11 protein-coding genes are annotated in these 11,665 nt (G+C 72.8%); 6 read left to right on the forward strand and 5 right to left on the reverse strand.

The features are described from left to right. Window positions 1-58 precede the first annotated feature (58 nt). Complete coding sequence (locus tag OHQ87_RS10085) at window positions 59-1,675, reverse strand: serine/threonine-protein kinase (RefSeq protein ID WP_328347181.1); 1,617 nt, start codon at window positions 1,673-1,675, stop codon at window positions 59-61. A gap of 221 nt (window positions 1,676-1,896) precedes the next feature. Here OHQ87_RS10085 and pip point away from each other — a divergent pair, with 221 nt between their 5' ends. The 3 genes from pip to OHQ87_RS10100 all read left to right on the forward strand — a co-directional run bounded on the left by pip (window position 1,897) and on the right by OHQ87_RS10100 (window position 5,775). After that, window positions 1,897-2,850 carry a prolyl aminopeptidase gene (gene pip / locus OHQ87_RS10090; protein WP_328347182.1) on the forward strand — a complete coding sequence of 318 codons (954 nt, stop codon included), beginning with the start codon at window positions 1,897-1,899 and terminating at the stop codon, window positions 2,848-2,850. Between the two features lie 157 nt (window positions 2,851-3,007). After that, window positions 3,008-4,141 carry a peptidoglycan recognition protein family protein gene (locus OHQ87_RS10095; RefSeq protein ID WP_328347184.1) on the forward strand — a complete coding sequence of 378 codons (1,134 nt, stop codon included), beginning with the start codon at window positions 3,008-3,010 and terminating at the stop codon, window positions 4,139-4,141. 59 nt (window positions 4,142-4,200) lie between these two features. Next, a complete protein-coding gene (locus tag OHQ87_RS10100) occupies window positions 4,201-5,775 on the forward strand; it encodes an FMN-binding glutamate synthase family protein (RefSeq protein ID WP_328347186.1) in 1,575 nt (524 codons plus the stop codon). Window positions 5,776-5,828: 53 nt separating this feature from the next. Here OHQ87_RS10100 and OHQ87_RS10105 read toward each other — a convergent pair whose 3' ends face one another. Next, window positions 5,829-7,295 (reverse strand): SDR family NAD(P)-dependent oxidoreductase, encoded by a 1,467-nt coding sequence (locus OHQ87_RS10105; protein WP_328347188.1) that lies wholly within the window; start codon window positions 7,293-7,295, stop codon window positions 5,829-5,831. Window positions 7,296-7,519: 224 nt separating this feature from the next. Here OHQ87_RS10105 and OHQ87_RS10110 point away from each other — a divergent pair, with 224 nt between their 5' ends. Genes OHQ87_RS10110 through OHQ87_RS10120 form a run of 3 tightly spaced genes read left to right on the forward strand, consistent with a single transcriptional unit; the run spans window position 7,520 to window position 9,370 of the window. After that, a complete protein-coding gene (locus tag OHQ87_RS10110; RefSeq protein WP_328347190.1) occupies window positions 7,520-7,921 on the forward strand; it encodes a YbaB/EbfC family DNA-binding protein in 402 nt (133 codons plus the stop codon). Then, entirely contained in the window at window positions 7,908-8,228 is a 321-nt protein-coding gene (locus OHQ87_RS10115) for a type VII secretion target (RefSeq protein ID WP_328347192.1), read from the forward strand. Before OHQ87_RS10110 ends, OHQ87_RS10115 begins: the two co-directional genes overlap by 14 nt. After that, window positions 8,225-9,370 carry a WXG100 family type VII secretion target gene (locus OHQ87_RS10120; protein ID WP_328347194.1) on the forward strand — a complete coding sequence of 382 codons (1,146 nt, stop codon included), beginning with the start codon at window positions 8,225-8,227 and terminating at the stop codon, window positions 9,368-9,370. The genes OHQ87_RS10115 and OHQ87_RS10120 overlap by 4 nt, the downstream gene beginning before the upstream one ends. A gap of 327 nt (window positions 9,371-9,697) precedes the next feature. Here OHQ87_RS10120 and OHQ87_RS10125 read toward each other — a convergent pair whose 3' ends face one another. The 3 genes from OHQ87_RS10125 to OHQ87_RS10135 are packed head-to-tail and all read right to left on the reverse strand — an operon-like array spanning window position 9,698 to window position 11,417. After that, a complete protein-coding gene (locus OHQ87_RS10125) occupies window positions 9,698-10,684 on the reverse strand; it encodes a hypothetical protein (RefSeq protein ID WP_328347196.1) in 987 nt (328 codons plus the stop codon). Then, window positions 10,681-10,959 carry a hypothetical protein gene (locus OHQ87_RS10130; RefSeq protein WP_328347198.1) on the reverse strand — a complete coding sequence of 93 codons (279 nt, stop codon included), beginning with the start codon at window positions 10,957-10,959 and terminating at the stop codon, window positions 10,681-10,683. The genes OHQ87_RS10125 and OHQ87_RS10130 overlap by 4 nt, the downstream gene beginning before the upstream one ends. Beyond that, on the reverse strand, window positions 10,956-11,417 hold the full coding sequence (locus OHQ87_RS10135) for a hypothetical protein (protein ID WP_328347200.1): 462 nt from the start codon (window positions 11,415-11,417) through the stop codon (window positions 10,956-10,958). Before OHQ87_RS10135 ends, OHQ87_RS10130 begins: the two co-directional genes overlap by 4 nt. Between the last annotated feature and the right edge of the window lie 248 nt (window positions 11,418-11,665).

The following is an 11,665-nucleotide window of genomic DNA, read 5'->3' on the forward strand; positions in this document are numbered from 1 at the left end:
GTCAGCTCGGTCGACCCCCGAAGCTACCCTCGGCCGGGACGCCGGAAACCAGGGCCGGTCAGCCCGACGTACAGGTCGGCAGCAGCGACACCACGACCGGGCCGGCGGGCGCCGAGGCGTTTCCGGCGTCGTCGACGGCGATCACCTCGACCGGGATCCTGGTCACCGCCTGAGGCACCGGCAGGTCACCGAGGGTGCCCCGGAAGGCCTCCGGGCCGATCTGGTCCATGGTGACGGTACGGGTGGCCCCGTCGAGGGTGTAACGGAAAACCACCCGGAGCAGGTCGCCGCCGGCCCGGTCGTCGACCACCGTGGCGGTGACAGTGGTCGACGTGACGCCGGCCGGGCAGCCCTTCGGCTCCACGGTGGCCGCGCTGGTGTCCAGGGCCGACACCGTCGGCGCGAACACGTCGGAGGGCAGCAGCGGGCTGATCGCCGTCGTCGGTGGCGTCGGGCCCGGGGTGCGTACCCGGGTGGTGGTCGCGGCGGCGGACCGGGGCGCGGCGGCGGTGGGCCGCGGGCCGGTGGTGGTCGCCGCCGGCGTGGGACTGCGGCTCGGCTCCGGTGGCACGACGGTGATCGCCGGCGCGGCGGCGAGCGGGGCCGGGCTGCGGGTGGCGGCGGCGGTCGCCCCCGGCACGGCGGCACCGTCGGCGAGGGTGAGCGGCCCGGGTCGGCGGGCGGCGTAGGTCACCCCGACGACGCCGGTCAGCAGGACTGCGGTCAGGCCCACCCCGACCAGGGCGCTGCGGGTGCCGCCGCGCCGGAAGGCGGCGCGGGGTTCGGCCGCGACGGCGACGGTGGCGGGAACGGGGACGCCGTCGGGGAAGGGGAGGTACGCGGTGAGCAGCGCGACCCGCTGGGCCAGTTGGTGCCGGCCCCGCTGCTCCCAGTCGCCGCCGTACGAGCGGGCGGCGGTGTGTTCCAGTTCGGCGAGAAAGATCTCGGCGGGCTGTGGCCGGTCGGCCGGGCACCAGGCCAACCCGTGGCGGAGCAGGTCGTGCACCGGTGCGGGGGTCGGGTCGGTCGGGACCGGTGCGGTGGCGTGCTGCGCGCGCAGGGTGGCCGCGTCCTGCCCGTCGTAGGGGGGCCGACCGGTCAGGCACTCGAAGAAGGTCGCGGTGGCGGCGTAGATGTCGCCGGCCGGTTCGGCGGGGGCGCCCGTCCACTGCTCCGGGGCCAGGTGGCGACGGGTGCCGGCGGCCGGCGGGGTGATGCCGAAGTCGGTGAGCTTGGTCCACCCGTCGACGCCGACGAGGACGTTCTCCGGCCGGTGGTCGCGGTGCACGACGCCCCGGGCGTGCGCGGCGGCGAGCCCGGCGAGCGAGCCCTTGAGGACGCAGAGCGCGGCCTCCGGTCCGACGGGCCCGTGCGCGCGCAGCAGATGACGCAGGGTCGGCCCGTTGACCAGTTCCAGCACGACCGCCGCGCCGGAGCGCGACTCGGCGTACTCGTAGAGCCGGCAGACGTGCGGATCGTCCACCTCGACGAGCAGCCGCGCCTGCTCCCGGAAGGCCAGCCGGAAGGCGGCGTCGTCGGCGAGGGTGCCGGGCAGGTAGCGGATGGCGACCGGGGTGCCGGTGGCGTCGTGGGTGGCGAGCAGCACCTGGCCGGACGCGCCCACGCCGAGTTGACGCACCGGGGTGTAGCCGGACAGCCGCCAGTCGCCGGTCACCCGCCGGCCCTTCCGGTCCACCGGGACTGGTCACAGGTCACACTGATCATTCTTACCCGGTGCGAGCTGCGGTCCATCGGCGCAATGGTTGTTTCCTCGCGTCCGGACGTCCGCCCCCGGAGATTAGTTCCGGTCACCGGGTGTCGTCGGGAGGGGCGGGCAGGGGCGGGCAGAGGCCGTAACGTGGTGACCCCGCCACAGCCGGCCCCGGGAGGACACCGATGGACGAGCGGTACCCGCCGATCGAGCCGTACGACCACGGCATGCTCGACGTCGGCGACGGCAACCGGGTCTACTGGGAGGTGTCCGGCAACCCGGCCGGGCGGCCCGCGCTGTTCGTCCACGGTGGACCGGGTTCGGGCAGCGGCCCGTGGGCCAGGCGGTCCTTCGACCCGGCCCGTTACCGGGTGGTCCTCTTCGACCAGCGCAACTGTGGGCGCAGCACCCCGCATGCCAGCGACCCGGCGACCGACCTGCGCCACAACACCACCGCCCACCTGATCGCCGACATGGAGCGGCTCCGCGAACACCTCGGCGTCGACAGCTGGTTGCTCTACGGCGTCTCGTGGGGCTCGACGCTGCTGCTGGCGTACGCGCAGCGGCACCCGGCGCGGGTGTCCGGGATCGTCATCGCCGCCGTCACCACCACCCGCCGGTCGGAGATCGACTGGCTCTACCGGGGCGTCGGCAGGTACTTCCCCCGCGAGTGGGAACGGTTCCTCTCCGGTGGCGGCGTCGGCCCGGACGACGACGTGGTGGGCGCGTACGCCCGGCTGGTGGAGGACCCGGACCCGGCGGTACGGGAGCGCGCCGTGCTGGACTGGTGCGCCTGGGAGGACGCCGCGGTCTCCGCCGAGGGGGTGGGCACCCCGTACGGTGACCGGCCGTCGGCGGACCGGACCGCCATGGTCCGGATCTGCGCCCGCTACTTCTCGCACGGGGCGTGGCTGGCCGAGGGCGAGCTGATCCGGCACGCGGGTCGGCTGGCCGGGATACCGGGCGTGCTGATCCACGGCCGGGTCGACCTGGGCAGCCCGCCGGTCACCGCCTGGGAGCTGCACCGGGCCTGGCCGGGTTCACAGTTGCACCTGGTCGAGGAGGCGGGCCACTTCGGCACGGCGGCGACCCGGCGGCACGTACTGGCCGCCCTCGACCACTTCGCCGCCGCCGGCTGAACAGCCGGCCGCTGTGCGACAGGCAGTGCGGCAACGATCGATGCCGCCCCCTAGCGCCGACCACCGTGGTGGCAATATCCTCCATCTCAAGCGCAACCGTTGGAGCTAGTTTTCACATCTGTCGGCAGTGCCGCTGCCGGTCGCCGAGGAGCCCGACATGCCCGACGCACGCCCCGCCCTCGACCGTCGTACCCTGCTGCGGGCCGGCCTCGGCGCGGCCACCGTCGCGGTCGTCGGGTCCGACCTGGCCCTGCCGGCCGCCGCCCGGGCAGCCCCCGGCCCGGATCTGGACTGGATCATCGGCTGCGACGAGTGGGACGCCCGGCCGCCGGCCGACCCGCTGTCGGTCAGCACGATCCCGACCAACAAGATCATCGTGCACCACATGGCCTTCCCGAACGTCACCGACCACTCCCGGGAACAGGCGGTCAAACTGGCCCACGACTGCCAGGACCTGCACATGGACGGCAACGGGTGGTCCGACACCGGTCAGCACTTCACCGTCAGCCGGGGCGGGTACGTGCTGGAAGGACGGCACGGCAGCCTGGACCGCCTGCGGGCCGGCGACCGGCAGATGGTCTCGGCGCACTGCCCCGGCGAGAACGGCCGGGCCATCGGCATCGAGAACGAGGGCACCTACGTCACCGACACCCCGCCGCAGGACCTGCTCGACTCGCTGGTCAGGCTCTGCACCACCATCTGCCGGCAGTACGGGCTGCACGCCCACGACATCTTCGGCCACTGGGACTTCCGCACCACCCTCTGCCCCGGCGCGCAGTTCTACCGGCTCTTCCCCGGCGTACGTCGGGAGGTCTTCCGCAAGCTCGGCACCCGACCGGCCGACGTGCCGGCCCGCCGCTGGCCGGACCTGTGGCGCTTCGTCAGCTCCCCCGCCGTCCAGGTCGCCCAGTACCTGCTGGCCTACCGGGGCTACCCGGTCACCCCGAACAGCACCTTCGACGCCGCCACCATCGCCGCGATCGCCGACTGGCAGGCCCGCAACGGCATCCCGGTCGACGTCGACGCCACCCTGACCGCCCCCACCTGGGAGACCCTGGCCCCGGAACTGGACCGGCACGCCACCGGCCTGCCGGTGCAGGCGGTGCAGTTCATCCTGAACTGGAAGGGCTACGCCGAGGTCACCGTCACCGGCGGATACGACCACGCCACCCGCCGGGCCGTCCAGGACATCCAGGCGTTGCACGGCCTGCCCCGCACCGGCACGGTCACCACCGGCACCTGGTGCGCCCTGGTCGGCGGGGTCGTCCGGCAGTCGTTCCGCCACCACTGATCCGCGCGCCACACGGGCGGCCCGTTTGGGCGGCGGCGGCAACGGGGAGAGTGGCCGGCATGACGTGGGCCCGCCGCACCGTACCCGTGATCGCCGCCGCCGTCGCCGGCCTCGCCGCCCGCGACGTCCTCCAGCGCGACCACGCGCTGCTGCGCAACTTCCCGCTGGTGGGACGGGCCCGCTACCTGCTGGAGTCGATCGGGCCGGAGCTGCGGCAGTACATCGTCGCCGGCAACGACGAGGAGCGGCCGTTCACCCGGGACCAGCGGCGCTGGATCTACGCCTCGGCCAAGCAGGAGAACAACTACTTCGGCTTCGGCACCGACAACGACATCGAACGCAGCCCCGGCTACCCGATCATCAAGCACCGCACGTTCGCCCGGACCGTCCCGTCGTCGGTGCCGACCGCCGGGCACGACGTACGGCTGCCGGCGGCGAAGGTGCTCGGCGGGGCACGCGGGCGGGCCAGGGCGTTCCGCCCGGGATCGGTGGTCAACATCTCCGGGATGAGCTTCGGATCGTTGTCCGGCAACGCGGTGAGCGCCCTGAACCAGGGGGCCGCGCTGGCCGGCTGCCTGCAGAACACCGGCGAGGGCGGATTGTCGCCGTACCACCGCCGGGGCGGTGAGCTGGTCTTCCAGCTCGGTACGGCGTACTTCGGCTGCCGGGACGCCCGGGGCCGGTTCGACCTCGCCCGGCTGCGTGACCTGGTCGCCGGTGCCCCGGTGCGGGCTCTGGAGATCAAGCTCAGCCAGGGTGCGAAGCCCAGCCTGGGCGGGCTGCTGCCCGGGGCGAAGGTCTCGGCCGAGATCGCCGCCACCCGGGGCATCGTGCAGGGGGAGGACTGCGTGAGCCCGTCGCGGCACGCCGAGTTCTCCGACTGCGACAGCCTGCTCGACTGGGTGGAGCTGCTGGCCGCCGAGACCGGGTTGCCGGTCGGCATCAAGTCCGCCGTCGGTGACCTCGGGTTCTGGGAAGAGCTGACCACGCTGATGCGGGACACCGGCCGGGGCGTCGACTTCGTCACCGTCGACGGCGGCGAGGGCGGCACCGGCGCCGCGCCGCTGATCTTCACCGACTCGGTGTCGCTGCCGTTCCAGCAGGGCTTCGCCCGGGTCTACCGCACCTTCGCCGAGCGGGGGCTGCACGAGCAGACGGTGTTCGTCGGCGCGGGCAAGCTGGGCCTGCCGGACAACGCGGTGGTGGCGTTCGCGCTCGGCTGCGACCTGGTCAACGTGGGCCGGGAGGCGATGCTGGCGATCGGCTGCATCCAGGCGCAGAAGTGCCACACCGACACCTGCCCGACCGGCGTCGCCACCCAGAACGCCTGGCTGGCCCGGGGCCTGGACCCGGCCCGCAAGTCGGTACGGGCGGCGAACTACCTCGGCACCCTGCGCCGGGACCTGGTGAAGGTCGCCGAGGCGTGCGGGGTCGAGCATCCGGGGCTGATCGACACCGACGCGGTCGAGATCCTCGACGGCCGCACCTCGGCCCGGCCGCTGCGGGAGGTCTACGGCTACCAACCGCAGTGGGGGCTGCCGTCGGCGGCCGACCGGGCGGAGATCGCCCGGCTGATGGCCGGTGAGGCGCCGCAGGGCGGCAGCGCTCCCCCGTCGGCCACCGCCCAGGGCTGATCCGCCGTCGGCCGACTGCGTCGCGGCCCCGCCCACGGGCTACCCGACGCCGGTCACCAGGCGCAGGGCGCGTAGTCCTTGAGGAAGCAGCCGTACAGTTCCTCGCCCTGCTCGCCCCGGACGATCGGGTCGTACACCCGGGCCGCCCCGTCGACCAGGTCCAGCGGGGCATGGAAACCCTCGTCGGCGAGGCGCATCTTCGTCGGGTGCGGGCGCTCGTCGGTGATCCAGCCGGTGTCGACGCTCGTCATCAGGATGCCGTCGGCACGCATGTCCTCGGCGCTGGTGCGGGTGAGCATGTTCAGCGCCGCCTTGGCCATGTTGGTGTGCGGGTGCCCCGCCCCCTTGTAGCCCCGGGCGAACTGCCCCTCCATCGCCGAGACGTTCACCACGTACGACCGCCCGGCCGGGGCGGCGGCCAGTGCCGGCCGGAGCCGACTGACCAGCACGAACGGGGCGGTCACGTTGCACAGCTGCACCTCGAGCAGCTCGACCGGGTCGACCTCGTGCACCCGCTGCACCCAGCTGTTGGTGTCACCCAGGTCGGGGGCGAGCCCACCGGCGTCGACGGCGGTGGCGGCGGCGATCCGCTCCGGCGTGGCGGACCGGCCGGTCAGCGCCAGCGCGGTGAGGGCGTGCGGGGCGATGGTGGCGGCCGGCAGCGAGCCGTCCGGCAGCGCCAGGGTGACGCCCCGGCCACCGGTGAAGGTGAGCAGCTCAGGCAGCGGCCCCTCGGGCAGCGCCGCCGTCTCGGCGGCGACCAGGTGGGCGTACGCGCCGGGGGTGCGGCGTACCGTCTGCGCGGCGTTGTTGATCAGGATGTCCAGCGGGCCCTGCTCGGCGACCGAGTCGGCAAGCGCCACCACCTGGGCGGGGTCGCGCAGGTCGATGCCGACGACCCGCAGCCGGTGCAGCCAGTCGGCGCTGTCGGGCATGGCGGTGAACCGGCGGACCGCGTCGTGCGGGAACCGGGTGGTGATCGTGGTGTGCGCGCCGTCGCGCAACAGGCGCAGCGCGATGTACATGCCGATCTTGGCCCGGCCCCCGGTGAGCAGCGCCCGCCGCCCGGTCAGGTCGCACCGCGCGTCGCGGCGCTCCCGGTTGAGGGTGGCGCAGGCGGGGCAGAGCTGGTGGTAGAACGCGTCGACCTCGCGGTAGCGGGTCTTGCAGATGTAACAGCCGCGCGGGTTGATCAGGGTGCCGGCGATGTCGCCTGCGGTCGGCGAGGCGAGCGGGATGCCCTTGGTCTCGTCGTCGATGCGACCCGGGGCACCCGTGGCGGTGGCCGCGGTCACCGCCCGGTCGTGGGCCAGGACGGTTTCCCGCCGCTCCTCGCGTCGCCGCTGCTTCACCATCTTGAACAGCCGGGCGGTGGCCCGCTGCACCCGCACCACGTCCGGGTGGTCGCTGGGCAGCGCCTCCAACGCCGCGAAGACGCGCAGCGCGACCGCCAACTCGTCCTGGTCGACACCGGGGGCGTCGGCGTCGCGCCCTGGTTGTCCGCCGTTGTCCACCGTCATGCCCGCTATCGTCCCGCCCTCACGCCCGGGGCCGACCGCCGGCCCGACCCGGGAACTCTACGCACCCGGGCCGGGCCGGCGCGACGCCTGGGCGCGGCGGCGACGGTGAGCTGGGCCACCGTCACCCATGGGCGGCGGCGGGGACGTGGCGGTGCGTCACCGCTTGCTACCGTGTCGGTGATCCCGGCGGCCGATGGTCGTCGACGTCCCCTGGGGAGGGTCGGATGTGGGCGGACGAGGCGGCGCTGGACGCGGCGGGACGCCGGCTCGACGGGTGGGAGTCGTCGTTCGCCCACCGCGCGGAGCAGGCGAAGACCCTCGCCGCCCAGGCGCAGGCCCTGACCGGCACCGCCCGCAGCCCCGACCGGACGATCGAGGTCACCGTCGACCCCACCGGCCTGCTGGTCGGCCTGCGGCTGGACGAACAGACCCGGCGGCACTCCGCCGCCCACACCGCCCAGCAGATCATGGCGACCACCCGCGCGGCCCGCGCCGACCTGCTGCGGCAGCTCACCGAGGCCACCACCCGGGTCCTCGGCGCCGACGACCCGACCGCCCGGGCGATCATCGAGTCGCACCGGCAGCGGCTCGACCCCGGCCAGGGCACGCCGGATGCCCACCGGTGACGGGATCCGGGTCGACCCGGACGACCTGACCGCGCACGCCGCCCACCTCGACCGCTGCGCCGACAGCCTCGACACCGCGCGCCGGGCCGGCCAACATGTCCGGCTCGACGCCGGCGCGTACGGGCAGCTCTGCGCGATCGTGCCGGCGCTGCTCGACGGCCTCCAGCGGACGCTTGTCGACAGCGTCGGCACCGCCGCCGGGTCGGTCCGGGACACCGCCGGGAAGCTGCGGTCGGGCGCCGACGGCTACCGGGCCGCCGACGCCCGCGCCGCCCGACAACTCGACCGGGTACGGGACCGCCGGTGACCGGCAATCCGCTGGTCGCCACGGCGGCACCCGCCGACCCCAGCGCCTGGGCCGGGATCTGGATCTGCGAGGACATCGAACTCATCGCGCAGGGCATCCGCACCGGCAGCTGGATCGACGGCAGCCTCGGCGTGGTCAGCGCCGGCCTGGACGCCCTCGCGCTCGTCTCCGACCCGGTCGGCGCGCTGCTCCAGTACGGCATCGCCTGGCTGGTCGAACACGTCAAGCCGCTCAGCGAGGCCCTGGGCTGGCTCGCCGGTGACCCCGCGCAGATCACCGCGCACGCCCAGACCTGGCGCAACGTCGCCGCCTCGCTCCGCGCGGACGCCGCCGAGCTGACCCACGCCGTCCGCACCGAGGTCGCCGGCTGGGGCGGCAGCGCCGGCCCCGCCTACCGGGCCTGGGCCGCCGAGCAGCACCGGGCCATCACCGGCCTCGCCCAGGGTGCGGACACCCTCGCCGCCGCCACCGAAGGCGCCGCCGGCCTGGTCGCCGCCGTCCGGCTCCTGGTCCGCGACGCCATCGCCGCCTGCGTCTCCCGCCTCATCGTGTACGCGGGCGAACTGCTCGTCACCGGCGGGCTCGCCACACCGCTGGTGGTGGAACAGGTGACCACGCTTGTGGGGTCCTGGGCGGCACGGATCGCGCGACTGCTGCGCGGGTTGCTGGCCAGCCTGCGAAGGTTGCTGCCCGAGCTCCGCCGCCTCGGCGACCTCATCGACAAACTCAAGCAGGCACTGGGCCGACTGAGGCGAGTTGACCCCAACCCTGATGACCTCAGCCGGGTACGTGGCAAGGGGCGCGGACCCCGGATGCCGATGAGCATGGATTCGGTGCAGGACATCGCCACCAAGTACGGCATCGAGGTATCCGGCATCCAGTTCAACATCAACAACCGGATCTCGGGCGTGTGCGGGGTGACGAGACCCGATCAGTCGGTCATGCTCTGCCGGGAGGCGTTCCGGAGCGAGGAGGATCTGGCGCGCACCCTCGAACACGAGATGTTCCACGTGTCGGAGCTCCGTGAAGGACGGCCCTACCCCACCACCCGTGCTGAGGCCGACGCCTTCGAGGATCGGGCCTACGCCCATGAGGAACAGTGGTGGAACAACCATCCGGTAAGGCCAGAGGGAGTGAGCTGATGGCGACCTTCGACGAATGGTTGGACGCGTACGACATCGTCTACCGCACCCTGCCTACCACCTCCGACCTCCGATGCCCGAACTGTGGTCACCGGACGCTACATCTGGTCCTCACCGGCCCTCCTGGCTCGGGATTCGGCTACGCCTCGTTCTGGTGCAATACCTGCCTGGAGGGGATCCACCTCTCCCGAGCGCCCGTCCCTGACGGGGTTCGGGTGCTTCCTCTCGATCTGCCCGCTGAGGAACGCAACCGGAGCATCCCCAACTATCGGTTGGTCACGTAGCCCCGATTACGCCGTGTGGCCACCATGCCCCTCGCCTGGGTGCTCAACGCCCTGCGTCAGTAGGGTTCGTGAACCGGCTGGTCACGTCGCTTCCGGCGCGGAGGTAGTCGGCGAGCCTGATCCGTACGCCGGCCCGGATCACCTCGGTGCCCGCGCCGAACGACTCCGGCATCCGGCGGGTACGCCACCAGCGCAGCGATTCCCCCGCCGCCCGTTTCTCCCGCTTGAGGACCGCCTCCGCCTCGATGACGTCGGCGTGCCGGCCCTCGACAACCTCCACCAGCTGGGCACCCGCGCGCAGGTGTTGCCGCACCCGGCTCGCTCCGCCGACGCCGAACTTCAGCAATCCGCGATGCCGCACCAGATACAGCAGGTACGGCGTGTTGCGGAGCGCGGCGAAGGTCCGGTCCTCGGGCTCGGGTGGGCACTGGGCACAACTGCGGTCGCGGACCCGTTGCCACGAGCCGCAGCGCAGGTGCAGTCCCCAGGTCCCGTGAGAGAAGGGTGCCTGCCGTGTGCCGTACCACGGCAGGCCGTGGACGTCGCCGGCCAGGTCGGCCCAGCCGTCGCGGCGGTGCCTGTCGAGCTCCGCGCCGAGGGCGATCGCGGCCTGGAACTCGGCGGCGGCCCGGGTGGGGATGGTGCCGGTGTCGGCCAGGCCGGCGAAGCGGCGTACCTGGTCGGCGAGTCCGGGTTCGTCCGGCAACCGGGTCAGCAGGCCTGCACCGGCGGCCAGGCTCAGGCCGGCGGACCGCTCGTCCAGGCAGATGTGGCACCGGGTCCGCCAGCCGGTGCGGCAGACGCGGAGGCTGCCGCACGCGCGACACTGGTAGACGTCGACGCTGCTGTCCGGCAGCAGGTCGAGTGGTTGCATCTGGTCGACGACCAGGTCCGCGCACGGTCGGCAGTGGGCGTACCAGGCGATGTCCGGGCCACGCTGGCGGGTGTTCGCCCGGCCCTCGACGGTGTCGCCGCAGTTGACGCAGATGCACTGCGTAGGCCGGCCAGGCCTCGGCTTCCGCGTCGTCATTCGCCGGTGTCGGCTGAGCGCCGATTGCGGGTCCGGTGGGCGCGCGCCGCCTTCGCCTGCGGGGTTCCGTCCCGGCCGCCCTCCGTCCAGGAGACCTCGCTGTACTTGTCCCAACGGGCGTCGAGGGTGGCCGCCTTCTCGTGCCCGTCCGGGGTGACGGTGGAGTCGCAACCGATTGCCTGCAACTGCATCCACACCGCGTTGACGATGTCGGCGTACTGACCCTCCTCCAGGCCCCGGAGGCGTACGGTGAACTCCCGCTCGACCTGGCTCATGGCAGGCGGATTCCCCTGCGCTGGTCACCGCCGCGCGTGGCCGCCGCATTGCGGCGTCGCAGGCCAGGAAATGACTGGAAAGCATCGAACACGGCAAGCATCTCCACGAGAGGCAGGGGCTGTGGCACTCCGACGACGACCACCGTCGTGTCCGAAAGATGACAGCTGTCGCAGTGGGCAGTTTTGCCGTTTCGGCCGATGGCGTCGCCATGGTACGTGGATAGGCTCGGCCGATGCCAGAGATCTTCCAGATGGATCGCGTGGATCGGGTTGCCGACATTCTCTACGGAGTTGCGGTCGGTCAGGGCCTGATCGAGTACGGTCCACTGGCGCGACGCATCGGCATGCAGCCCCACCACCTGGGTCATCCACTCGACCAGGTTTCGAGGCGTGCCGCCGAAAAGGAGGAACCACTCTGGAGCGCGCTCGTCGTCGGCAAAGAGACCCGTCGTCCGCACATCGGCTTCTACGGTCTCGCTCGCGGGCTACGTCCCGAGTGTGCACACCTCAATGATGAGGACCTGTGGGAGAAAGAGCGTGATCGATGCTACATGGCTGCCCGTTGACAACGGAATCCTAGCCCGCCGGGCACCTGAACAACTACCCCTCCAGATTGCGTCGACCAGGTCGGTTTGCTGATGAGCTCTCGACATGGGAGGGTCGTCGTCCGTCTACCCCACCCTCGATGCTGATGCGTCACGGACGA

This window comes from Micromonospora sp. NBC_00421, from assembly GCF_036017915.1.
In the GTDB taxonomy this organism is placed as follows: Bacteria; Actinomycetota; Actinomycetes; order Mycobacteriales; family Micromonosporaceae; genus Micromonospora.